Here is a 23972-nt window from a genome sequence, read left to right as displayed (position 1 = left end):
CAGCCCTATGGCCGCAACACGCAGCAGCGATGCACTTGAATGTGAAGCACAAGCGATCTTCGCGCTTTGCGGCAAGCCGATTGCATGTCACCATCGCGTCATACGACGGGAGACTGCGATGCGTTTGCTGTTCTCGATCGGGGCTGTGCTGGTGGCCGGCATGTTTGCCGGGGGGGACGTCGCGGGCATCGCGGCACCAGGACCCAAATTCGAATCGTCCAGAAGTCAACCGCAGCGGCTTGCGGCCGACAAGGACGCGCAGACCGTCGATGTCGAGCTGGTCCTCGCGGTCGACGTATCCTACTCCATGGACATGGATGAGCTCGCGATCCAGCGCGAGGGCTACGCACAGGCGATCCAGTCGAAGGAGTTCCTGCAGGCGCTGAAGCTCGGCCCGAACGGCCGCATCGCGGTGACCTATTTCGAGTGGGCCGCCTCCAGCGACCAGAAGATCATCATTCCCTGGCGGCTGGTCGATGGTCCGGAGACGGCGGATGCGGTTGCCGCCGAGATCATGAAGACGCCGATCCGGCGCGCTTCGCGCACCTCGATCTCCGGCGCGATCAACTTCGCGATGCCATTGTTCGACGAGGATCCCTATCGCGGCCTGCGCCGTGTCATCGACATTTCCGGCGACGGTCCGAACAACAATGGCGGCCCGGTCACGGTGGCGCGCGATGCCGCCCTGGAGAAGGGCATCGTCATCAACGGCCTGCCGATCATGGTCAAGGAGCCGTCCTATTCGACCATGGATATCGACAATCTCGATTTCTACTACGAGGACTGCGTCATCGGAGGGCCGGGCTCCTTCGTCATCACGATCAAGGACCGCGACAAGTTCAAGGAAGCGATCCGCACCAAGCTGCTGATGGAAGTCGCCGGCCGCACGCCGGAGCGCCCGGTGATGCGCGTCGCCGACAAGGAGCCGCGCGTCAATTGCCTGATCGGCGAGAAGATCTGGTCCGATCGCTGGGGACGGTGAGGGTGACGGGGTATCCCGGCGGGATCATGCCCGGCTGAGACCTTTTGCCCGCCCGGCCGATGCTCGCGCTTAACGGCTCGTTAACAGGTGCGTGGCCCTAATCGCATGGTTTCTGTTCGTTCCCGCCGGCATCCTGACATGCCCCAGCGAGCGAAAACGGGTTTGTCAGGCCCGTCCGAGCAATCCAATGGCCACCGTCACATCGAGCACCAGCCAGATTTCCCCCGCCAACGAGCGGCTGTATCGCCAGAGCGCTCTGATCGGCGACTGGAAGGGCAATTGGGTGGGCAACAACCAGCCGGTCGGCTTCAAGGTCGTCAACATCCGCGGTGCCCGGGCGCAGGTCGAGTATACCCATAACGGTCACACCGAGCGCGGCTTTGCCGAAGTTCAGGGCACGCTCATCACCTTTGGCGGCGTCACGGTCGGGACCAAGGACGGCAAGAACATGGTGATGCTGTTCTCCTTCGGCGGCGCCGGCAAGCAGACCGCCAATCTCGAGAAGCAGGCTCCCCCGGCCTCCGACAGCCGCCTCATGGGAAGCTGGGGTGGCTATTCCAGCGAGAACGGCAAGAGCGCGAGCTTCAAGGTGATTGCCGTCAATGGCAAGGAAGCCCAGGTCAGCGTCACCACCGACGGCGTCACCCGCCAGGGCACCGGCTACGTCTACAAGAACGTCATCATGTTCGGCCAGGCGCAGATCGCGAGCGATGACGGGCAGAACGGCAAGATCACCTACCAGGTCGGCACCAAATCCTTCGTGGTGCCGGTGACGAAATATCCGCCGGCGGATTCGTCGTCGTCCGTCGACAGGACGGCATAGCGTTCACGGCGCGCTGCCGCCGGGTCGCGTCAGCATCTTCAATTGCTGGTCCACCTGCCGCAGCATTGCGCAGGCCTGCGCGAACCCACCATCAGCGACGAGTTGCCAGATCCGGTCGGACTGCTCCACGAGGTGCGGGATCGTCAGCGGCAAGCCGGCTGCCTCCTGCACCGCCCCCTTCTCGTTGATCAGATAGCGCTCGTTCAGTGCGAACAGCACCTGCGCGACGCAGGCGAATGATCTGTAGAGACACCCGGCGATATGGGTCCGCTCGTTGCGTGCGGCGGCGAGCTCGGCATTTTCGATGCTGAACAGGACCTCCCATTGGAAGCGCCGGATCAGGGTGCTGCGCAGAGGCTCCGGATAGGGAAGTGCGATCGACTTGAGCCGGGCGATCACGCCATTCGGATCGTGCAGCGGCTGACAATATGCGATCTCGCCCATCCAGATCGCCGAGCAGAAGCCATGCGGATGGCCGGGTTGGTAGGTCATGAGGACCGTACCGTACCGGCAGGCCGACATGACGCGCTCGACATCATCGACGTTACGGTACAGCAGATCGACCTTTCGTCCCTCGATCGAAAGCCACGCTCCGCCGACGATCCACGATCCCCATTCGTTAATTCTCGTCACGATCGCGGCGTCGGGATCGTCGGCGATGTTCTTCACCACTGTCAGCAGTCGATCCGTGTCGAACCGAGCGGCGTTGGAGCGGTACAGCCCGATGTCATAGTCGGAGGAGGAATGCGCAGTGCCGCGCGCGCGCGAGCCGCCGAGCACCACGGCCTGGACGCCGGGTACCGCGGCAAGAACGGGTGTGAGGCGGGTGAGCAACGGATCGTGCGGCATCAGACGCGGTTCCCCGAAAGACTTGCGGCCGCGAGGGCCGGCGCGGTCACTCCGCTGGCATTGATGATGGTCGGGGAGTATAGTTTGCGGCGTTTTAGACGGTAGCCAGAATGTTCGACCTTGCACGTTCATACGCTCTTGCAGCTCTCGCATTGCTCTGCCTCGGCGGAGGGACGGTTCATGCGCAAGTCGCGCCGCTGCGATATTGGATTCCCGGCGGGCCTTTCGGCCTTGGCGGTGCTGCCGGCTTGAGCTCAGACACCTATGGCAACTTTGCAAGCTTCAACGCCGGAGAGGCCGATTGGCGTGCGAGCTCTGCGAACGGCTTCTTCATCGGCCGCGAACGCGCCGATTTCGGATTGAGCGGCTTCAACCAGGCGGGCTCGTTCGGCAATTCCGGCGCGCTCTCCTATGACAGCACGCGGTTCGGCTACAACATGAAGACGGCTGGCGGCATGCCCGTCACCTTCTTTGCCGGATTCGACACGCTGAAATACGGCAACGGTATCGGCAGCTCGCTGGCGCCGCTCACCTCCAGCGCCGCGCCCGGTTATGGCGGGTTTGCTGGTGTCGAATTCAAGCCGACCTCAAATCTCAGCCTGTCGTTCGGCGTCGGCTACACCCAGCAGGATTCGGGCCGCATGGACAGCGATATCAGATCGAACATGCTGCCCGGCGAATCGCCGGCGCTGAGCGGCCTTCGGCGCTAGAGCGTGATGAAATGAGGCTTGATCGCGCAACGACGGAGGTGCGCTCCCTCTCCCGCTTGCGGGAGAGGGTTGGGAGAGGGTGCTTCCGCAATGGGACAATCCCTAGAGGAGAAAGCCCTCACCCGCGCCTTCGGCGCGACCTCTCCCGCAAGCGGGAGAGGTTGCACCGAGCCCGTGGCAATCGAATCAACCTAAAGCCATTCGGCGTTAGCGACTAAATTTCGCCACCAGCTCGACATGCGGCGTGTGGCGGAACTGGTCGACGGGCGCCACGGCCTCCAGCCGGTAGCCGCCGTCGATCAGCAGCCGTGCGTCGCGGGCAAAGGTTGCGGCGTTGCAGGACACGGCGATCACGACCGGCACCTTGCTTGCGGCAAGCTTCAGCGCCTGCGCCTGCGCGCCCTGGCGCGGCGGGTCGAACACCACGGCGTCGAAGTCGCGCAGCTCCTGCGGCACCAGCGGGCGGCGGAACAGGTCGCGCGGCTCGCATTTGATCGGCTTCAGGCCCGGCGTCCGCGCGGCTTTCGCCAGCGCCGCGATGGCACCCGCGTCGCTGTCATAGGCGGCGACGCGCGCCTTCTCCGCGAGCCTTAGCGCGAACGGGCCGACGCCGCAGAAGAGGTCGAGAACCTCCCTGGCCTTGCCGATGCGCTCGGCGACGAGTGCCGCAAGCGTCTCCTCGCCCGCCACTGTCGCCTGCAGGAACGAGCCCGGCGGCAGCGTCACCTCGGCGCGGCCCATCCGCACCGTCGGCGGCAGCCGTTGCAGCACCAGCTCACCATGCCGCGTCAGCCGCGCCAGGCGGTGCTGTTCGGCGACGCGCGACAGCGCCGTAACGAGCGCGGTCGGCAGCGGGCCGGAGCCGCGCACGTCGACATCGAGGCCGCCTGCGGTCGCGGTGACCTGGATGTCCAATGGCTTGGTCACCGGCATCTTGGACGTCAGCGGCTCCGCCAGCGCCCAGGCGGCATCGAGCGCGCCGTCGAGCGCGGGATCGAGGATCGGGCAACGATGGATCGGGATGACGTCGTGCGAGCTCGCAGCCGAGAAGCCGACCTTGAGGATGTCGTGCGTGCCGAACCGGCCGTGCAGCGTGATGCGCCGGCGCCCGGCGCCGTGGGCGTCGACCAGCGGCGCCACATCGCAATCGATGCCGGCCTGCGCCAGCGTCTCCACCACGATGCTGCGCTTCCAGGCGCGATACGGCTCCGCCGCCCAATGCTGGATGGCGCAGCCGCCACACACGCCGAAATGCGGACAGAATGGCTCGACGCGTTCCGGGCTTGCGAGCTTCACCGCCAGCAGCTTGCGGCGGTCGGGATGATGGCCCACGACGTGATCGACCTCGACGGTTTCGCCGCCAAGCGTGTAGGGCACATAGATTGCTTCGCCGGCGTCGCGGCAGACGCCGTCGCCGCGATGGCCGACATGATCGATCTTGATGCGCTCAACCACGGCGCGCGCCCAGGAAGAATTCGATATTGCCGTCGCCGCCGGTGATCGGCGAGGGGAATATTTCGATCTCGGTGCAGCCGAGCGACGCCGCGAAGGCCGCGATGTCGTCGCAGATCTCCCGGTGCACGGCGGCATCGCGGATGATGCCCTTCTTGTTGTGCTTCCTGTCAGCCTCGAATTGCGGCTTGATCAACGCCAGCAGGCTCATCGGCGCGGCCGCCAGCGACAGCGCCACCGGCAGCACCGATTTCAGCGAGATGAAGCTGACGTCGATGACGACGACATCGGGGCGCGCCGGCAGGCGTTTGCCGTCATAGCTGCGGATGTCGGTCTCCTCCATCGATACGATCTTGGGGTGATCGCGCAGCGAGGGATGCAGCTGGCTGGTGCCGACATCGACCGCGAACACCAGGCTCGCGCCGTTCGCCAGCAGCACCTCGGTGAAGCCGCCGGTGGATGCGCCGACGTCGAGGCAGACATGGTCCTCGATGTCGACCGGGTACCGTTCCAGCGCACCGGCGAGCTTGACGCCGCCGCGGGAGACGTAGGGGTGCGCGGGCTCGGCCTGGATCACCGCATCCTCGGCGATCGTCTCCGACGGTTTCAAGACCTGCTTGTCGTCGGCCGTGACGAGGCCGGCCTCGATGGCCGCGCGGGCCCGCGCCCGGCTCTCGAACAGGCCGCGCTCGACCAGCAATACATCCGCGCGCTTGCGGGCAGGGGACATCGGTTCACTCGAGAAGGACTGGCGCTTATGTAGCGATCAATCGCGCGGCCGCCATCCGGACGCAAGTCTCGAACGCGACAAGATCGTGCCAGACGTCGATCGGCATCGCGGCCGGTGTCACCAGCGGGCAGCCGTGCAGCTCCAGCGCATGGATCATCATGAGATTGTCGACGAGCCCGAAATCCTCGACCGTCAGCCCCTGGGCATCGACCAGCCGCCCGTCCTCGGAGGTGACCTCCATGAAGCGCGAGACGCGGTCGGCATAGGCGGCGCCGTCGTTGGAATAGGCGAGACAAAACTTGCCGCGTCCGGCCATGTAGCCAAGCTCGTAGACGGTGCCGGGATCGGCGCCGGCACCGCGGAACGGCGTCAGGTTGGCGATGATGGCATCGGCCGCGTCCATCATCGCCTCGTTGCCGCAAAAGATCTGCCGCGAGGCGTCGGGCGCAGTGAGGTCGACGGCGTTGTCGAGGGGATAGAGGCCGGTCAGCCCGTGCGTCGTGCAGATATCGACCTTGCGCCGGCCGATCTCGATGGCATCCGGCAGGAACACGTCGGGACCTGCCAGATAGATTTTCATGGGACTACCGACCAAGAAGGCATCGAGTTGCCGCGGCGTCGGCGGTGCAAAACCTCTCCCGGAGGGAGAGGTCGCGCCGAAGGCGCGGGTGAGGGGTTACGCTCTCACGTTGGACCTGAATCCCTCACCCGGATTGCTTGCGCAATCCGACCTCTCCCGATGGGAGAGGTGGGGTTCAGCGTCTGTCGCGAGCCTCAAGCCAGCTTGACCGTCTCGGTCTTCACATCCTTGCCGAGCGCTTCGAACACCTTGGCGACGATGCCCTTGGCGTCGAGGCCGGCGCGGGCGTACATCGCGGCCGGGGTGTCGTGATCCTGGAACACGTCGGGCAGCACCATCGAGCGGAACTTGACCATGCCGCTGTCGAGCACGCCCTGGTCGGTCAGGTACTGCGCGACATGCGAGCCGAAGCCGCCGACCGAGCCTTCCTCGATCGTGATCAGGATCTCATGGTCGCGCGCGAGCTTGAGCACCAGCTCGGTGTCGAGCGGCTTCATGAAGCGCGCATCGGCGATCGTCGTGGACAGGCCGTGGGCGGCGAGCTCGTCGGCCGCCTTCTCGCATTCGGCGAGGCGCGTGCCGAAGGAGAGCAGTGCGATCTTGCTGCCCTGGCGGATCATGCGGCCCTTGCCGATCTCGAGCGGGATGCCGACCTCGGGCATCTCGATGCCGCGGCCTTCGCCGCGCGGATAGCGCAGCGAGCTCGGGCGGTCGTTGATCGCAACCTGGGTCGCCACCATGTGCACCAGCTCGGCTTCATCGCTAGCTGCCATGATCACCATGTTGGGCAGGCAGCCGAGATAGGCGTTGTCGAACGAGCCGGCGTGGGTCGCGCCGTCGGCGCCGACGAGGCCGGCGCGGTCGATGGCGAAGCGGACGGGCAGGTTCTGGATCGCGACGTCGTGCACGATCTGGTCGTAGCCGCGTTGCAGGAAGGTCGAGTAGATCGCGCAGAACGGCTTGTAGCCTTCGGTCGCAAGACCCGCGGCAAAGGTCACCGCGTGCTGCTCGGCGATGCCGACGTCGAAGGTGCGGTCGGGGAAGGCCTTGTTGAAGATGTCGACGCCGGTGCCCGACGGCATCGCCGCGGTGATGGCGACGATCTTGTCGTCCTTCTGCGCTTCCTTGACGAGGCTCTGGCCGAACACGTTCTGATAGGCCGGCGCATTCGGCTTGGCCTTGGCCTGCGTGCCGGTCGCGACGTCGAACTTGACGACGGCGTGATACTTGTCGGCGGAAGCTTCCGCCGGGCCGTAGCCCTTGCCCTTCTGCGTCACGACGTGGACCAGGATCGGGCCGGTCTCCATGTCGCGGACGTTCTTCAGCACGGGCAGGAGATGGTCGAGGTTGTGGCCGTCGATCGGGCCGACATAGTAGAAGCCGAGCTCCTCGAACAGCGTGCCGCCGTCCATCATGAAGCCGCGGGAATATTCCTCGACGCGGTTGGCGCGGTTGGCGAGGATCTTGGGCAGGCGCTTGTTGATCTGCTTGGCCGCATCGCGCAGCGTGCGATAGGTCTTGCCGGAGTAGAGGCGCGACAGATAGGCGCTCATGGCGCCGACCGGCGGCGCGATCGACATGTCGTTGTCGTTGAGGATGACGATCAGGCGCGAGTTCATCGCACCCGCGTTGTTCATGGCCTCATAGGCCATGCCGGCCGACATCGCGCCGTCACCGATCACCGCGATAACGTTGTTCTTGCCGCCGGAGAGGTCGCGCGCCACGGCCATGCCGAGGCCGGCGGAGATCGAGGTCGAGGAATGCGCCGCGCCGAACGGATCGTAATCGCTCTCGCTGCGCTTGGTGAAGCCGGACAGGCCGCCGCCGGTGCGCAGCGTGCGGATGCGGTCGCGCCGGCCGGTGAGGATCTTGTGCGGATAGGCCTGGTGGCCGACGTCCCAGATCAGCCGGTCGCGCGGCGTATCGAAGACGTAATGGATCGCGGTGGTGAGCTCGACCACGCCGAGGCCCGCGCCGAAGTGACCGCCGGTCACCGAGACGGCATCGATGGTCTCCTGCCGCAGCTCGTCGGCAACCTGGCGTACCTGCTCGACCTTGAGCTTGCGCAGGTCTTCCGGTGTCCGGATGGTGTCGAGAAGCGGCGTCTTACTGTATGCGTTCACGGCGATTTCCAATTTGTCAGCACCGGAAGGTCATTCCGGTGCGCGATGGGTTTGCACAATATCGGCGCAGCGCGAGTCCTATAACCGTCGGAGCCACCTGCACGGGGCAAGGCCCCGCCTTCAAGCTTAGGTAAGCTTAAGTGCGCTCCGGTTCAGTCTCTGTGATCCCTGTCACTTAGATCGGCTTCGTCCGTCCAAGCCAATTTCAACAGCAGTTTGAAGCACTTGTCGTCGGTAATCAGTGCCCACGCAAGGCTCGCAAAAAGCCACACTCCGCGCAGCTTTACACCAAAGCTTGGGCCAAAGCCAACCCGCTGGGCCGATTAGGGGTATGCAAGTGCAACTCGCGGGCCAGAGTGGTTAACCTTGGCCGGGGGTAAGGGGTTCCGGCCTTGCTCGGTTCCTGGCAGGCTTTTTTGCCCGGAATCGGAGCTTTTCTCGCCGCAAGACCCGATTTTGGGGCGGGGACGTTATCGATCCACCCCCGGAACCGCTGCCGGCCGGGAACTGCGCCGTGCGATCCCAGGATGCAGCGGCCACGCTCCCCGCGAAGACATTTTGCGCGGACCTGCCGTCGCGTCTCGCGCGGCCCTGGGTCGTCAGGAGACTGAGCGGGAAAGCAATCTTTATTGGACGTCGAGCGGCGCAGTGCCGGTGGCCTGGCCGCTGGCATCGGTGGTGATCTTGTCGACGCGCGCCTCGGCCTGGCGCAGCAACTCCTCGCAGCGGCGCTTCAGCGCCTCGCCGCGCTCGTAGATCGTCACGGATTCCTCGAGCGGCACCTTGCCGTCCTCGAGCCGCTTCACGATCGTTTCGAGTTCCTCGATCGCGCGCTCGAAGGTGAGCCTGGAGACGTCGACTTGCGTATTTTCGGCCATATCCGTTTCCGATTGCCCGCTTCGCTTCACCTTGGAGAAAGCAGAGTTTTGCGGGCGTAATGTGGCGGGTGCGTCAAGCGCCCATCAGGGCGCCGACATGCGCCGTAACAGATTCTTTCAGTCCCTGCAGGTCATAGCCGCCCTCGAGCACCGAAACAATGCGGCTACCAGCGGTCTTGTCGGCGAGATCCATCAGCTTGCGCGTCACCCAGGCATAGTCCTCCGCGCGCAGGTTCAGCGAAGCCAGGGGATCGCGATAATGCGCATCGAAGCCGGCCGAGATGATCAGCAGCTCGGGGCTGAATTTCTCGAGCTGCGGCAGGATCAGATTCTCGAACGCGGAGCGGAATTCCGGGCCGCCATCCTCGGAGGCGAGCGGCGCATTGACGATGGTGTCGTGATCGCCGCGCTCGCCCTTGGCGCCGGTGCCCGGAAACAGCGGCATCTGGTGCGTCGAGCAGTACATCACGGTCGGGTCCGACCAGAAGATGTCCTGCGTGCCGTTGCCGTGATGCACGTCGAAATCGACGATGGCCGCGCGCTTGATGCCGTATTTGCGCTGGGCGTGGCGCGCGGCGATCGCGACGTTGTCGAAGAAGCAGAAGCCCATCGGCTTGCCGATCTCGGCGTGATGCCCGGGCGGGCGCACCGCGACGAAGGCGTTGCGATGCTCGCCCGCCATCACCGCTTCGGTCGCCGCCACCGCGCCGCCGACGCCGCGCATCACCGCCTCCCACGTGCCGGGGGACATCGAGGTGTCGCCGTCGATATAGACCTGCCCGCTGGTCGGAGCGATGTGGCGCAGCTCGGTGACGTAATGCTCGTTATGGCAGAGCGTGACGAGATCGAGATCGCCCTCCGGCGCCTCATCGCGCGCCAGGAACTGGAAGCGCTCATGCGACAAAGCTTCTTCCACCGCGCGCAGACGATCCGGCCGCTCAGGGTGTCCCGGCGGCGTGACATGGTCGAGGCAGGCCTTGTGGGAAAGGAGAAGCGTGCTCATCAGGTCGGCCTCATGGGATGCGGGCTTTTGCCGTCGTTGGCGCATCCGGCGCCAAAACGCAATGCAAAACCCAATCTAGGCGCTTGGCCGGGAATGGCAAAGGCCTGCCCGCTCGATCCGGATCAATTCACCCGCAGGATGCGGGTGGGCGGCAGCGGACCGACCGGCCCGTGCGCCTGGAAGAAGGCGAACAGCGCGTCCGCATCGTAGCCGCCATATTGCGGCGCCGTGCCCTGCTTGGCGACGGTAAACCCATCTCCGCCGACGGCGAGGTAATCGTTCAGCGTGACACGGTAGCCGCTTCCAGCCTCGATCGGCCTGCCGTTGAGCGTCATCCTCTCGAGGCTGATGCGCTCGCCGAACGGCTTTGAAGCATCCCAAGTATAGCTGAAGCCGTTCGACACCTGGAGAATCCGCGGCCGCTTCGCGTCCAGCCATTGCTGCTCGAGCATGTCCTTGAGCTGGCTGCCCGTCAGCGTCATGGTGACGAGGCGGTTGCGGAACGGCTGGCTGGCGAAGACGTCGCCGAACGTGATGGCGCCGTTCTCCTTCGGAACGATGTCGGTGCGGATGCCGCCGGGATTGGTGAGCGCGATGACAGCGCTGCCATCCTTCGCATCGCGGGTTGCGAGCAATTGCGCGTCGGCGATGATATCGCCGAGCGCGCTTTCGCCGGCCTCGTTCGGCACGCGCGACAATGTCTGCGTCACCGAGCCCGCGGGCCGGTTGGCGATCGGCGCGGAGAGCTTGTCGTAGGCGTCGATCAATGCGGTCTGCTCGGGATCCCTGGCCAGCGAAGCATTGGCGACGATGACGTTCTCGGCCTTGGCGCCGACGATGTCGCGCGTTGCGGGATCGAGCTTGAGGTCGATCGCGGTGACGAGCGTGCCGTATTTGTCGCCGCTGGTGACGAGCCGCCCGTCGATATCGCAGACATAGGCGCGATGGGTGTGGCCGCTGACGACGACGTCGACGGCACGGTCGAACTTCCTGACGATGTCGACGATCGGTCCCGTGATCGCAGGGCATTCATTGTAGTCGCCGGCGGGATCGCCGCCCTGGTGGATCAGCACCACGATCGCTTCGACGCCGCGCGCCTTCAGCTGCGGCACCAGCGCATTCACCGTCTCGGCCTCGTCGCGGAATTCGAGCCCGGCGATGCCCGCTGGCGAGACGATGCCGGCGGTCTCCTTCAAGGTCAGGCCGATGAAGGCGACGGGGATGCCGTCGAACTCCCGGATCTCGTAGGGCGGCAGCACGCTCTTGCCGGTCGCGGTCTCGACGGTGGAGGCCGCGAGATAATGGAATTTGGCCCCCGCGAAGGGATGCGGCCCCTGGCAGCCGTCGACGGGATGGCAGCCGCCGTTCTGCATGCGCAGAAGCTCGGTCTTGCCCTCGTCGAATTCGTGATTGCCGACCGAGCTGATCGCAAGGCCCATCATCGAGAGCGCTTCGATCGATGGCTCGTCGTGAAACATCGCCGACAGAAACGGGCTCGCGCCGATCAGGTCGCCCGCGGCGACGAAGATGGTGTTCTTGTGCCCTTCGCGCAGCTGCTTCACCAGCGTCGCCATGTACTCGGCGCCGCCGGCCGCCACCGTCACCTTCCTGGACTTGTCCTCGGGGTCATTGATGCGGATGCCGCCCGGCGGCGGCCGCAGATTGCCGTGGAAATCGTTGATCGCGAGAACGCGCAGCTCGACGGGGGCTGCGCTCTGGGCCGAAGCGGGCAGGGTGACGAGGGCGAGTGCGGCAAGGATGGATGGGACTACGTATCGCATGGAACCAGACTAGTCGTAGCGCGCGAAGATTTCACGAAAGTTCTCGCGACGCGCAGCACCTCACCGCTTCTTCCTGTTCGCGAACGCATTGAACGCGGCGATCGCCTCCTCCGACTTGAGCCGGTCGCCGAACAGATGGCCTTCCTGGTCGATGCGGCGGGTCAGCTCCTCGGGTGGGGCGCGCAGCAGCTTGCGCGAGGTCGCGACAGCCTCGGCCGGCAGCCGGCAGAGCTCGCGCGCCACCTTGCGCGCCTCGACCTCGGTGTGTCCCGGCGAGACCACGGTGTTGACGAAGCCTGCGGCATGGGCCTCCGCGGCCGTGAAGCTGCGCCCCATCACCAGCATCGCGAAGGCGCGCTGATAGCCCATCGTGTTCGGCATCAACAGGCTGGCCGCGCCGACCGGCACCAGCCCGAGATGGATGTAGGGCGCGGAGAAGGTCGCCGCGTTCGAGGCCAGCACATAATCGCAGTGGAACAGCATCACGGTGCCCATCCCGATCGAGGCGCCGTCGACGGCTGCGATGATCGGCTTGGCATTGAGGGCGAGCGAGTAGAGGAATTTCACGCCGTTCGACAGCATCTCGGGCCGTGAGGCGTCGGCGTGGAGAAAATCGTCAATGTCGTCCCCGGCGGTGAAGACGCCCGAGCCGCCGGTGATGATCATGCAGCGGATGTCCGGATTGTTCTGGGCGGTGTCGATGGCGTGGCTCATCTCCCGGTACATGTCCTGGGTGATCGCGTTCTTCTTGCCCGGGCGGCGCAGGGTGATCACGCGCGTTCCGCGCTCTTCGGTGACGACGATATTGCCATTCGCCATGAGAGCCCCCTTGCGCTCGCCGCTTCGCGAGTCTCGCCAGGCAATAGCCTACATCATCCCGCAGGCGTGCCAATGCGCTGGCTCAATCTTTCGGCGTATTCCCACATGGCACCGTAGCCCGCATCGCAACAATTGCGACAAAACGCTTAGAAGAATCGGTGGTCGCCCACGAGAGACGCCGCCCCGGATTAAGCTACCGCTCCATCCGGCTACAGCTTTCTTACCCCAGCAACGCCGCATCCGCCGCTGCGACCGATTCCGCGCTCTCGGTCACGGTGCGCTCGAGCGCGCCCGCCTGCACCGTGATGTTCTCGGCGAAGAAGCGCGCCAGCGCGACGTAGCGTGGCGCATCGCCGAGGCCTTCGGCCTTGGCGGCGAGCGCCTCGGAGGCGAGCAGGCAGCCGCCGAGCGTCGCGCCGAATTGCTGCAAATAGGGCGTCGCGCCCGCAAGCGCGTCGTTCGGCGCGGAGGCAACGCGCTCCAACAGCCATTTGCTGCTGCGCGTGAGCGCCTCCAGCGCCTCGCGCAGCTTGGCGCCGGTGGTGCCGAAGGCGGGATCGTTGGAGGCCTCCACCTTCTTGACGGTTGCCGAGAGCTCGTCGAGCAGCGCCCACACCGAAGCGCCGCCATTGGCAGCTAACTTGCGCGTGACGAGATCGATCGCCTGGATGCCGTTGGTGCCCTCGTAGATCGCGGTGATGCGGGCATCGCGGTAATGCTGGGCCGCGCCGGTCTCCTCGATGAAGCCCATGCCGCCATGCACCTGCACGCCGAGATAGGCGACCTCGTTGCCGATATCGGTGGAATAGGCCTTGGCCATCGGCGTCAGCAGCGCCGCGCGCGCAGCTGCTTCAGTGCGTACCTTCGGATCCTTGGCGCGGATCGAGACGTCGATCGCGACGGCGGTCGCATAGCAGATGGTGCGCGCGGCCGCGGTCTGCGCCCGCATCCGCATCAGCATGCGCTTGACGTCGGGATGCACGAAGATCGCATCCGAGCCGTCGCCTGTCTTGCCGACCGCGCGGCCTTGGCGGCGCTCCTGCGCGTACGATAGGGCCTGCTGGTAGGCGCGGTCGGCGACGCCGACGCCCTCCAGGCCGACGCCGAGGCGGGCCTGGTTCATCATCGTGAACATGCAGCGCATGCCCTGGTTCTCTTCGCCGATCAGAAAGCCGATCGCGCCGCCATGATCGCCCATGGTCATGGTGCAGGTCGGCGAGGCATGCATGCCGAGCTTGTGCTCGACGCCGCTGGCATAGATGTCGTTGCGCTGCCCCAGCGAGCCGTCGGCGTTGACCATGAACTTGGGAACAAGAAAGAGAGAAATCCCCTTGGTGCCGGCGGGCGCATCGGGCAGACGCGCCAGCACGAAATGCACGATGTTGTCGGTCATGTCGTGCTCGCCATAGGTGATGAAGATCTTCGTCCCCTTGATGCGATAGGTGCCGTCCGCCTGCTTTTCGGCGCGGGTGCGCAGCGCGCCGACGTCGGAGCCGGCCTGCGGCTCGGTCAGCTGCATCGTGCCGGTCCATTCGCCGGAGACGAGCTTTTCGAGATAGATTGTCTTCAGCTCGTCGCTGCCATGGGCATCCAGCGCCTCGATCGCCGACGCCGTCAGCAGCGGGCAGAGGCCGAAGGCGACGTTGGCCGCGCTCCAGATCTCGGAGCAGGCGGCGTTGATCGCGAGCGGCAGGCCCTGGCCGCCGAAATCTTCGGGGCCGGACACCGCGTTCCAGCCGCCCTCGATCCAGCGCTTGTAGGCGTCAGGCCAGCCCGGCGCGGTCGTGACCTTGCCGCCCTCGAGCTTGATGCCGTGCTCGTCGCCGACCTTGTTGAGCGGCGCCAGCACGTCGGTTGCGAATTTGCCGGCTTCCTCCAGCACGGCCGCGGCAATGTCGGCGTCGAAATCGCCGTAATGGCCGGCCTCCAAGGCGGCCTTGAGGCCCGCGCCATGGTTGAGCGACAGCAGCATGTCAGAAATCGGCGCGCGGTAGGTCATGGCTCACTCCCCGAGAACAATTGTTGGCGCCGTATTCCCATGAAATGGAGGCGGTCTCAACTGCCGGGACGCAGGATCATCTGGCCGGAACGGGGAGGCCATTCGGGCCCAGAATAGAGTGTTGGCCGCCAGCCGCCTGGCCCTTTTTGCCCCTCCAGGCGGTTGAAATGCCCCGCCGCTCCCTATAGACCGGCAGCGACCGACGGGAATCTGCGGGTGCTGGTTCGACCCGTTCCGTTCGTCGTCTGTTGGGGCGTAGCCAAGCGGTAAGGCAGCGGATTTTGATTCCGCCATTCGGAGGTTCGATCCCTCCCGCCCCAGCCAGATTCCCCGTTCAGCAAGATCGCAAGGCGGTCGACTGGTTCGGGCAAAGCGCCCAAGGATGCGCGCAAGCGCGATCAGTTCAGCCTTCCAAGCAGTCTCCGGATGATCTTCCGCAGGTTTTCGGCGTACTCGTCGACGACCTGACGCCTCTCGGTCGATGGTGGCGGCGGACGGTCGTCGTCCCCGTCCGGCGACGGACTATCCGTCTTGGATCTGCCCCGGATGATGGCGGCGATCGGCTTTGTCACTTTCACGGGACGGCTGACCTCTGGTGCACGACGCGCGTCGTTCAGGCTAAGGGTCAATTGCATCTGCGGCCTTCACACAAGTTAAGCCGCCGGGGCGGCGACGATCTGCGCTGGCACGTCGTCGGCGCGTTGCGTCAACGCAGAATCCTGCAAAGGAACCAATCGCGGCGCGCTAGGTGCACGAGGCGGTCGGATCGCACTTCGGGCAGCGCCCGTCTGCGGCTGCGCCGAGCTGACGGCCAAGCTCGGCCCTGAGGGCCTCCTTGTCCCATTCCGCGCCGTCGCATCTGACGATTCGCTTGGCACGTTCGAAGGCGTGGCTCTCGGCGGCGTCATCGCCGATGCGGACGATCACGTCGCAATGGAAGGGGCAGGCCGTCGTCGCGCGGGTCGTCTCCAGGGCATAGCGCACGACCTCGGTGAGATCGTCGGTGTCAATGTCGGCAAGCATGTCCGTTCTCCTGATCGGGCGTCGTCCGTTGCCGAGAAAGCGGCGCCGGCAATGCCTCGGATTCCGAACGTCGCTCGCTCCGGCAAGGGGCCTCGAAAAAGCGTTCCCGACGCCGACACAAGGCTATAGTCCGTGTCACAAACCTGTCTTGATCCAGCTCAAGGCCGCGGATGCTCTCGATTGGCAACTTGCCCACAAGCGCTGCGCGAGATCTTGGCCGCTTCCCGCGTGACTCCGTTCAGGACATTTGCCTAAGTATTGGCCCGCAATTTCAAGGCCGCCGCGCCGCGCGCATATTTACGGCATGGAGCGCAACGTCATCTTCAAGTGCCCCCGCACGGGCATGAACGTGCAGCACTGGCTTCCCGGCACAGCCTCCGACGCCGCGGACACGCACGTCCCCGTCCGCTGTCCAGCTTGCGCTTCGCTGCACTTCGTCAATGTCGCCAGCGGCAAGACCTTGAGCGAGGGCATCGGTCGCCCTCGCGCGACATCTCAGACCCAGCCGCCATCGACGATGTAATGCTGGGCGGTGCAGGCGGAGGCCTCGTCGGAGGCGAGGAAGACGGTGAACTTCGCAACTTCGTCCGGCATGAGCCTGCGCTTCAGGCATTGTCGCTGCTGCAGCTCGATCTCGCCGGCCGGCGTCATCCATTTCTCCAGCTGCCGCTCGGTCATGATCCAGCCCGGCGCGATCGCATTGACGCGGATGTTGTGGGGGCCGTAGTCGCGCGCCAGCGAGCGCGTCAGCCCGATCACGCCAGACTTGCTGGCGGTGTAGGCGGCCATGCCGCCTTGTCCTGCGATCCACGACACCGAGCCGAAATTGATGATGGCGCCGGCATTGGCGGCCTTCATGTCCGGCAAAACGGCCTGCGATGCAAAGAACTGGTGCTTCAGATTCACCGCGATCCGATCGTCCCAATAGTCCGGCGTCATCTCCTCGGTGTTGTGCCGCTCGTCATGCGCGGCATTGTTGATCAGGATGTTGATCGGGCCATGAGCCTTGCGTGCCTCGACGACGCCCGCACGGAGCGCGCCGATGTCGGTGAGATCGACATGCTGGAAATGTGCAGCCAGTCCCTGGTCGGACAGCTCACGCGCCAGGCGCTGTCCCTCGTCGATCTTGATGTCGAAGAACACCACCTTGGATTTCTGGTCGGCAAAACGGCGCACGATCGCAGCGCCGATTCCGGCTGCGCCACCGGTGACGAGCACGACCTTGCCGGCGAGGTCGGAATAGATGGCAGCCATGGGCACCTCGGTTTGTTGCGGCCGGCGCGGCGGGCCGCGACCGACTCTTTTTTGAACCTTAGCCATTCCGCTGGTGAGGTGCATAGATCAGATTTTGTGTTGCGTACCTCAAAAATTGAGGGCAGGATTGCGTCAAAGAATAACAGTCGGTTGGGAGGATGTGATGAGATCGCTCGGGAAACTGGGACTCGCTGCTGTCGCATGCCTGCTTTGGGCCAGTTCCGCGTCAGCCGACACCACGGTCAAATGGCTGCACATCGAGGTCAACCCGGCCCAGGTGAAGATCTGGGAGGAGGTCGCGCGCAGCTATGAGGCGTCGCACCCCGGTGTGAAGGTCGAGATGCAGTTCCTCGAGAACGAGGCCTACAAGGCCAAGCTGCCGACCATCCTGCAATCGAAGGACCGGCCGCACATCATCTATAGCTGGGCCGGCGGAGTGCTGAAGACCCAGATCGAGGCCGGCGTCCTGGAAGACATCACCGATACTGTGAAGAGCGGCGGCTACAGCGACACGATCGCACCGGCAGCGCTCGCCGCCTTCACCAGCAACGGCAAGGTCTATGGCCTGCCGACCGCGCTCTCGCAGGTCGGCTTCCTCTACAACAAGGATTTGATGGCCAAGGGTAATGTCGATGCAAGCAAGATCAAGACATGGGACGATCTGCTCGGCGCGGTGAAAACGCTGAAGGCCGCGGGTGTTACGCCGATCGTGGTTGGCGGTGCCGATAAATGGCCGCTGCATTTCTACTGGACGCATCTCGCAGTGCGAGTCGGCGGCAAGCCGGCCTTCGATGCTGCGCTGAAGGGTGAGAATGGTGGCTTCGCCGGGGAGACCTTCCAGAAATCCGGCGAGTTGTTCAAGCAGCTGGTCGATCTGCAGCCGTACCAGAACGGCTTCCTCGGCTTCAAGAACCCGCAGGCCGTCGGCTATTTCGGTGATGGAAAGGCCGCGATGATCCTGGCCATCTCGTCCTTCTATCACACCCAGCGCGCACTCGCCGCCGACAAGGTCGGTCTCAGCGACGACAAGCTTGGCTGGTTCGATTTTCCGGTCGTACCCGGCGGCAAGGGTGAGCCGTCAGACACGCTCGGCGGCATCACCGGCTGGTTGATCACCAAGGGGGCGCCCAAGGAAGCCACCGACTTCCTGAAATTCTTCATCTCCAAGGACGTGCAGGCGCGGCTCGCCGCCGGCAACTTCATCGTTCCCGTCGTCAAGGGCGGCGAGGCCGGCCTCAACAGCGCCTTCATGAAGCAGATCGCGGCCAATCTGGCGAAGTCCAACTATCACCAGAACTTCTATGACCAGAGCCTCGGCCCGTCGGTCGGCCGCGTCGTCAACGACGTCACGGCGGAGATCGCCGGCGGCAGCATGAGCCCGCAGGACGCGGCGAAAGCCATCGAAGCGGCGTACAAGCAAGGTAACTAACGGTGGCGCGACGAATCGCGATGTCGTCGCCGATCGGCGTTGCCGGCGAGGCGGCTCCTCAGGTCGCGGTTCGCGGCCCAGGCTGGGACGGCCGCTTCACGGTCCTGATCCTGTTCCTGCCGCCCGCGCTGCTGCTGTTCACGCTGTTCGTGGTGCTGCCGATCGGAGAGGCCGCCTGGTACTCGGCCTTCAACTGGAACGGCTTCGGCAGGCCGACGAACTGGATCGGCTTCGACAATTACCGCTTCGTGCTGGAGACGCGGGCCTTCTGGCTCGCGCTGCGCAACAACGGGCTGATCATCGCCGTTTCGCTTGCCGTCCAGCTGCCGCTTGCGCTCACGCTGGCCCTCATGCTGGCGGAGCGCTTTCGCTGCGCCGTGGCGCTGCGCATGCTGTTCTTCATGCCCTATATCCTCGCCGAGATCGCGACCGGGCTGATCTTCAGCTTCGTCTATGACGGCGACTACGGCCTCGTCGCTTCGATCTGGCGCGCCTTCGGCGCCGAGCCTCCGCATCTCCTGGCCTCGACCGACACGGCGATGCTGGCGGTGCTGATCGTGGTGGTCTGGAAGTATTTCGGCTTCCACATGATGCTGTTCATCGCCGCGCTGCAAAGCCTCGACAAGAGCCTGGTCGAGGCCGCCCGTATCGACGGCGCGACGCGGACGCAGACGCTGCGCCACGTCGTGATCCCCTTGCTCTATCCCACGATCCGCCTGTCGGTGTTCTTCGCCATCATCGGATCGCTGCAGCTTTTCGATCTCGTCATGCCGCTGACGCGCGGAGGACCGGCCGACTCCTCGAACACGATGGTGAGCTTTCTCTACAACAACGGCATCTCGCGCATGCGGGTCGGCTACGGCAGCGCCATCGGCGTCATCCTGTTCGCGATCTGCGTGACCTTCGCCTTCACCTACAAGCGATGGTTCATGCGCGATGAGTAATGCCGGGGCCAGAAGCGCGTTCGATCCCGCCGTGCTGTTCAAGGCGCTGTTCCTCGGCCTGATCGCGATCTTCGTCCTGGTGCCGCTGCTCGCGACCCTGCTCGGCGGCTTCAAGTCGCTCGGCGAGCTTCGCGTCAATCCGTTCGGCCTGCCCCGGCATTGGGAGTGGCAGAACTACGCCGACATCCTGTTCTCGGCGCGCTACTGGCAGCTCCTGCGCAATTCGCTTGTTATCTCGACGCTGGCGGTGACGCTGACCCTGATCACGGCTTCGATGGCCGCGTTCACCTTCGCTCATGTCAGGTTCTTCGGCTCATCGATGCTGCTCAGCTATCTGACGCTGGGCCTGCTGTTTCCCGCTGCGACCGCCGTGCTGCCTCTGTTCATCAAGGTGCGGGATCTCGGCCTGCTCGACACTTATTTCGGCGTCGCGCTGCCGCAGGTGGCGTTCAGCCTCGCCATGAGCGTGCTGCTGCTGCGCCGCTTCTTCAAGGACATTCCATACGAGCTGCTCGAGGCCGCGCTGGTCGACGGCTGCAGCTACATCAAGTTCTTCCGCTATGTCACCTTGCCCTTGTCGCGTCCGATCCTGGCGACCGTCGGCACCATCACCTTCGTCAACAGCTGGAACGCCTATCTGCTGCCGCTCGTGATGCTGAACACCGATGCGCTGTATCCCTGGCCGCTCGGCATCATGGTCTACCAGGGCGAATACTCGTCCGAATGGCACCTGATCCTGGCCTTCATCACGCTCACCATCCTGCCCACGATCATTCTGTTCCTGCTGGCGCAGAAGCACATCGTGGCCGGCCTCACCGCAGGCGCGGTCAAGGGATGAGCCATCTGAGGAGATCATAATGAGAAAAGTCGGCGTCGGAATCATAGGCTGCGGGGTGATCAGCACCGCCTACCTCAAGGCGGCCCAGCGCTTTCCGGTCATGGAGTTCAGGGCGCTCGCCGACATGCGCAGCGAGGTTGCCGAGCGCCAGGGCGCGGCATTCGGCTTGCCGGGAATGCGGGTCGACCAATTGTTGAAGCGCGACGATATCGAAATCGTCGTCAATCTCACGGTGCCGCTCGCCCACACCGACGTCAGCCTGGCGGTGCTGAACGCCGGCAAGCACGTTCATTCGGAGAAGCCGCTCGGCATCAATGTCGCGGAAGCGCGCAAGGTCATGGAGCTCGCCGCACAGAAGAACCTGCGCGTCGGCTGCGCGCCCGATACGTTCCTTGGCGGCGGCCATCAGACCGCGCGCAAGCTGATCGACGACGGCGCGATCGGCACGCCCGTCGCGGGCAGTGCCTTCTTCGGCTGTCCCGGCCACGAGCGCTGGCATCCGGCGCCCGGCTTCTACTACCTGCGCGGCGGCGGATCGATGCTCGACATGGGGCCGTATTACATCACCGATCTCGTGCAATTGCTCGGTCCGGTCGCCAGCGTGATGGGCTCGACCGCGCGTCCGAAGACCGAGCGCCTCGTCACCAGCCAGCCGATGAACGGCGCGCTGATTCCGGTCGAGGTCGCGACCCATGTCGCCGGGACGCTGGAATTCGAGAGCGGCGCAGTGGTGTCGATCACGATGAGCTTCGACGTGCCGAAACATCGGCATGCGCCGATCGAGATCTACGGCGACAAAGGCAGCATGCTGGTGCCCGATCCAAATCGCTTCGGCGGCGAGGTGCAGGTGGCAAAGACCGGCGGCGAATGGGAGGTGATGCCGCTGACGCACGGTCACGTCGAGGGCGAGTTCCGCTCGATCGGCGTCGCCGACATGGCTGGCGCGATCCTGAACGACAGGCCGCATCGCGCAAGCGGCGCGCTGGCCTTCCACGTGCTGGAGGTGATGGAGGCGTTCCAGACATCCGCCGACGAGGGCCGCCGCGTCAAGATCGAGAGCCGCGTCGAGCGGCCGGCGATGCTGCCGGCCGGACGTGAAACCGGACAGATCGATTGAGGGAATGACCATGCGCAAGGCAATGATTGTATGGGGTGGCTGGCCGGGACACGATCCCGATCTCTGCGCTTCGATGATCCGCGGCTGGCTGAAGGCGGAAGGTTTCGAGGTGCGGATCGAAACCGCGACCGAGGCATTCGGCGATCCCAAAATCCATGATCTCTCGTTGATCATCCCGATCTACACCATGTCCAAGATCGAAAAGGCGGATGCGCTGAATCTTTGCGCTGCGGTGCGCAGCGGGGTCGGGCTCGCCGGCCATCATGGCGGCATGTGCGATGCCTTCCGCGATTCTGTGGACTACCAGTTCCTGTGTGGCGGGCAATGGGTTGCGCATCCCGGCAACATCATCGATTACAAGGTCGACGTGACCAAGCCCGACGATCCCATCATGAACGGCCTGAAGAGTTTCGAGCATCGTTCCGAGCAGTATTACATGCATGTCGATCCCGCCAACGAGGTGTTGGCAACGACGACTTTCACCGGTGAGCACGCGCCCTGGATCGAGGGCGTGGTGATGCCGGTGGTGTGGAAGAAGCGTTATGGCGCGGGGAGGGTGTTCTACTCCTCGCTGGGCCACCGCGCCTACGAGCTCGACGTGCCGGAGATCCGGACGTTGATGACCCGCGGCATGCTGTGGGCCGCGCGCGAATGACTGAAGGCGCGACCCAGCCGGTGCTTCGAGCCACGCTCGAGGACGTCGCGCGCGCGGCGGGCGTTTCGCTCGCCACCGTCGATCGCGTCGTCAACCGGCGCGAGGGTGTTCGTGCCAAGACCGTCGCGCGTGTCGAGGCCGCGGTGGCAAAGCTCGGCTATCGCGCCGATGTTGCCGCGGCGCGGCTCGCCCGCGGGCAGACCTTCCGCTTTGCTTTCGTGCTGCCGACCGGTAGCAACAGCTTCATGACCAATCTCAGCGAGCAGGTCGCGCGCACCGCGGGCTGGCTCGCCGGCCATCGCGGCTTCATCGACATCCACCATGTCGACGTGTTCGACCCCGATGTCCTTGCCGGTGCGCTGGAGAACCTCTCGCCGGCCTATCAGGGTGTCGCCGTCATCGCGCTCGATCATCCCAGGGTTCGCGCCGCGATCGACGAGCTCGTCGCGCGCGGGGTCGCCGTGGTGACCTTGGTGTCGGACGCGCCGAGTTCGTCGCGGGTGCACTATGTCGGGATCGACAATCCGGCCGCGGGCCGCACCGCCGCCACGCTGATGGGGCGCTTCCTTGCCGGGCGCGAGGGCACCGTCGCCGTGATTGCGGGATCGTTGTCGCTGCGCGATCACACCGAACGGCAGTTCGGCTTCCACCAGATCCTGTCGAGTGAGTATGCGAACCTGTCCGCACTCCCCGTCATCGAGGGGCGCGACGACAGCGACCGCACGCGGGACCTCACAGCCGCGCTGCTCGCCCGCCATGCCGATCTCCGCGGCATCTATTGCTGCGGCGCCGGCAACCGCGGCATCGCCGATGCGCTCGAGGCTTCGGGCCGCGCGCGCGAGGTGGTCTGGATCACACATGAGCTGACCGAGCACACCAGACGGTTCCTGGTGCGCGGCACGCTCGACGCCGTCATCAACCAGGATGCCGGCCATGAGGCGCGGTCTGCGGCGCGAGTCCTGCTCGCGCATTGTTCGGGCGAACCGATCAGCCCCGACCAGGAGCGTATCCGCATCGACATCTTCCTGCGGGACAATCTGCCGTAGCGTGACGCGCGCAAGCGCGCCGTCAGCATTACGCCTCGTACTGGTCCGGCCCCATCGCCCAGGACAATTCGTCGTGGCCGAAGGCGTAATTGCGGTTGTTGAGCGCCGGATTGCGATTGACCATCGGCCGCATGAACATCGGATGGGTCGCTGAGCGCACCTCGTGCTCGACCGTGAACAGCGGCTTGCCGCTGTCGAGGTCGACGATGTCGCAGAACCGGTACTGGTATTGATTGTCCTCGCGGGAGATCAGCTTGCGCGCAAGCAGCTTGCGGTAGGGACCGGAGAAGTCGGTGATGTACATCTGCACATGGTGGCCGTCATAGTCGCCCAGCGGCCGGTCGGTCTCGCGGAACAGCAGATGCTGGTTGCGGCCCGTCGTCACGGCGGCAACAGCGGCCTCGCCGTTCCGCAGGCTCGCGGGCATGCCCATGATCTCGGGATAGAAGGCGCAGATGCCGGCCGCCGTTCCCTTGGGCACGTCGAACTCGACATAGGGAATGCCGAGCGCGATCCGGCCGAACCGCGCGGCGTCGGGCTCGTAGCAGCGCACGCGGTTACCCCAGGGGCAAACTGCCTCGACATGGTCGTTGTGCTCCCTGAATGCGAACCCCGTGCCCTCGAGCTTCTTCGCGACCGATGCAAGCCGCGCCAGCAGCGCCTCGCGGCCTTCGATGACGAGGCCAACGTGTCCGCGCAGCACCTGCGGCCGGCCGCTCGGCAGATGAAACTGGCTCCGCCCGGCGTTGATCCACATGTTGGTGTCGGACACCATCAGATAGGGATCGCGGGTGAGCCCGAGCCCGGCGACATAGAACAGCGTGGCGAGGCGCTGGTCCGGGACCTGGATGTTGACGTGCTCGAAATGGATGGCGTTGCCGAGATCTTCTGCGGATCGGTCGAATTGTTGCGGCATGGGTGTGCACTTCTCGCTGGG

General features: G+C 65.0%; 23 protein-coding genes and 1 tRNA gene. 10 read left to right on the top strand and 14 right to left on the bottom strand.

The features are described from left to right. Positions 1-118 precede the first annotated feature (118 nt). Positions 119-982 (top strand): DUF1194 domain-containing protein, encoded by an 864-nt coding sequence (locus ACNJYD_RS28150; protein WP_172787360.1) that lies wholly within the window; start codon positions 119-121, stop codon positions 980-982. Between the two features lie 187 nt (positions 983-1169). Further along, a complete protein-coding gene (locus ACNJYD_RS28145; RefSeq protein WP_439363934.1) occupies positions 1170-1805 on the top strand; it encodes a hypothetical protein in 636 nt (211 codons plus the stop codon). A 3-nt stretch (positions 1806-1808) separates the two neighbouring features. Here the strand turns inward: ACNJYD_RS28145 and ACNJYD_RS28140 are convergent, their stop codons facing one another. Further along, positions 1809-2807, bottom strand: coding sequence for a nucleotidyltransferase domain-containing protein (locus ACNJYD_RS28140; RefSeq protein WP_439363933.1), 999 nt, complete (start codon positions 2805-2807; stop codon positions 1809-1811). Here ACNJYD_RS28140 and ACNJYD_RS28135 point away from each other — a divergent pair. After that, positions 2765-3364: a hypothetical protein gene (locus ACNJYD_RS28135; protein ID WP_439363932.1), complete on the top strand. Its 600-nt coding sequence runs from the start codon at positions 2765-2767 to the stop codon at positions 3362-3364. The genes ACNJYD_RS28140 and ACNJYD_RS28135 overlap by 43 nt on opposite strands. A gap of 207 nt (positions 3365-3571) precedes the next feature. Here ACNJYD_RS28135 and ACNJYD_RS28130 read toward each other — a convergent pair whose 3' ends face one another. The 9 genes from ACNJYD_RS28130 to ACNJYD_RS28090 form a co-directional block, all read right to left on the bottom strand. Beyond that, positions 3572-4819, bottom strand: a complete 1248-nt coding sequence (locus ACNJYD_RS28130; RefSeq protein WP_212254685.1) for a class I SAM-dependent RNA methyltransferase — start codon at positions 4817-4819, stop codon at positions 3572-3574. Continuing rightward, positions 4812-5546 carry a TlyA family RNA methyltransferase gene (locus tag ACNJYD_RS28125; RefSeq protein WP_212254686.1) on the bottom strand — a complete coding sequence of 245 codons (735 nt, stop codon included), beginning with the start codon at positions 5544-5546 and terminating at the stop codon, positions 4812-4814. Before ACNJYD_RS28125 ends, ACNJYD_RS28130 begins: the two co-directional genes overlap by 8 nt. 25 nt (positions 5547-5571) lie before the next feature. Next, the gene (locus tag ACNJYD_RS28120; RefSeq protein WP_172787365.1) at positions 5572-6126 is read right to left on the bottom strand and encodes a nucleoside 2-deoxyribosyltransferase; all 555 of its coding nucleotides are present in this window, start codon (positions 6124-6126) and stop codon (positions 5572-5574) included. 194 nt (positions 6127-6320) lie between these two features. After that, positions 6321-8249, bottom strand: coding sequence for a 1-deoxy-D-xylulose-5-phosphate synthase (dxs, locus tag ACNJYD_RS28115; RefSeq protein WP_212254687.1), 1929 nt, complete (start codon positions 8247-8249; stop codon positions 6321-6323). A gap of 626 nt (positions 8250-8875) precedes the next feature. After that, a complete protein-coding gene (locus tag ACNJYD_RS28110; RefSeq protein WP_008132970.1) occupies positions 8876-9127 on the bottom strand; it encodes an exodeoxyribonuclease VII small subunit in 252 nt (83 codons plus the stop codon). A 73-nt stretch (positions 9128-9200) separates the two neighbouring features. Next, positions 9201-10130, bottom strand: coding sequence for a histone deacetylase family protein (locus ACNJYD_RS28105; protein WP_172787367.1), 930 nt, complete (start codon positions 10128-10130; stop codon positions 9201-9203). Between the two features lie 122 nt (positions 10131-10252). Continuing rightward, a complete protein-coding gene (locus ACNJYD_RS28100) occupies positions 10253-11911 on the bottom strand; it encodes a bifunctional metallophosphatase/5'-nucleotidase (protein WP_439363931.1) in 1659 nt (552 codons plus the stop codon). A gap of 60 nt (positions 11912-11971) precedes the next feature. Then, positions 11972-12730, bottom strand: coding sequence for an enoyl-CoA hydratase-related protein (locus ACNJYD_RS28095; protein ID WP_271500467.1), 759 nt, complete (start codon positions 12728-12730; stop codon positions 11972-11974). Positions 12731-12950: 220 nt separating this feature from the next. Then, entirely contained in the window at positions 12951-14729 is a 1779-nt protein-coding gene (locus ACNJYD_RS28090; RefSeq protein ID WP_439363930.1) for an acyl-CoA dehydrogenase, read from the bottom strand. A 249-nt stretch (positions 14730-14978) separates the two neighbouring features. On the opposite strand from ACNJYD_RS28090, the gene ACNJYD_RS28085 reads away from it, so the two are divergent. After that, a tRNA-Gln gene (locus tag ACNJYD_RS28085) sits at positions 14979-15053 on the top strand. Between the two features lie 74 nt (positions 15054-15127). Here the strand turns inward: ACNJYD_RS28085 and ACNJYD_RS28080 are convergent. From ACNJYD_RS28080 to ACNJYD_RS28070, 3 genes are all read right to left on the bottom strand, one after another. After that, positions 15128-15364 (bottom strand): hypothetical protein, encoded by a 237-nt coding sequence (locus tag ACNJYD_RS28080; RefSeq protein ID WP_439363929.1) that lies wholly within the window; start codon positions 15362-15364, stop codon positions 15128-15130. 109 nt (positions 15365-15473) lie between these two features. Further along, positions 15474-15752: a hypothetical protein gene (locus ACNJYD_RS28075; RefSeq protein ID WP_172783838.1), complete on the bottom strand. Its 279-nt coding sequence runs from the start codon at positions 15750-15752 to the stop codon at positions 15474-15476. 495 nt (positions 15753-16247) lie between these two features. Continuing rightward, the gene (locus ACNJYD_RS28070; RefSeq protein ID WP_439363928.1) at positions 16248-17006 is read right to left on the bottom strand and encodes an SDR family NAD(P)-dependent oxidoreductase; all 759 of its coding nucleotides are present in this window, start codon (positions 17004-17006) and stop codon (positions 16248-16250) included. 163 nt (positions 17007-17169) lie between these two features. Here ACNJYD_RS28070 and ACNJYD_RS28065 point away from each other — a divergent pair, with 163 nt between their 5' ends. The 6 genes from ACNJYD_RS28065 to ACNJYD_RS28040 are packed head-to-tail and all read left to right on the top strand — an operon-like array spanning position 17170 to position 23035. Further along, complete coding sequence (locus ACNJYD_RS28065) at positions 17170-18435, top strand: extracellular solute-binding protein (RefSeq protein ID WP_439363927.1); 1266 nt, start codon at positions 17170-17172, stop codon at positions 18433-18435. A gap of 2 nt (positions 18436-18437) precedes the next feature. Next, a complete protein-coding gene (locus tag ACNJYD_RS28060; RefSeq protein WP_439363926.1) occupies positions 18438-19379 on the top strand; it encodes a carbohydrate ABC transporter permease in 942 nt (313 codons plus the stop codon). Further along, a complete protein-coding gene (locus ACNJYD_RS28055; RefSeq protein WP_172783842.1) occupies positions 19372-20217 on the top strand; it encodes a carbohydrate ABC transporter permease in 846 nt (281 codons plus the stop codon). The genes ACNJYD_RS28060 and ACNJYD_RS28055 overlap by 8 nt, the downstream gene beginning before the upstream one ends. 19 nt (positions 20218-20236) lie before the next feature. Then, positions 20237-21334, top strand: a complete 1098-nt coding sequence (locus ACNJYD_RS28050) for a Gfo/Idh/MocA family protein (protein WP_260382685.1) — start codon at positions 20237-20239, stop codon at positions 21332-21334. 10 nt (positions 21335-21344) lie between these two features. Then, positions 21345-21989: a ThuA domain-containing protein gene (locus ACNJYD_RS28045; RefSeq protein ID WP_439363925.1), complete on the top strand. Its 645-nt coding sequence runs from the start codon at positions 21345-21347 to the stop codon at positions 21987-21989. Continuing rightward, on the top strand, positions 21986-23035 hold the full coding sequence (locus ACNJYD_RS28040; RefSeq protein WP_172783845.1) for a LacI family DNA-binding transcriptional regulator: 1050 nt from the start codon (positions 21986-21988) through the stop codon (positions 23033-23035). Before ACNJYD_RS28045 ends, ACNJYD_RS28040 begins: the two co-directional genes overlap by 4 nt. Positions 23036-23063: 28 nt before the next feature. On the opposite strand, the gene ACNJYD_RS28035 is transcribed toward ACNJYD_RS28040, so the two are convergent. Further along, entirely contained in the window at positions 23064-23951 is an 888-nt protein-coding gene (locus ACNJYD_RS28035) for a VOC family protein (protein ID WP_439363924.1), read from the bottom strand. Positions 23952-23972: the final 21 nt, after the last annotated feature.

Source organism: Bradyrhizobium sp. SPXBL-02 (assembly GCF_051853065.1).
Lineage (GTDB): Bacteria > Pseudomonadota > Alphaproteobacteria > Rhizobiales > Xanthobacteraceae > Bradyrhizobium.
Note: the sequence above shows the minus strand (reverse complement) of the source record. Positions and strands in the feature narration are given on the sequence as shown.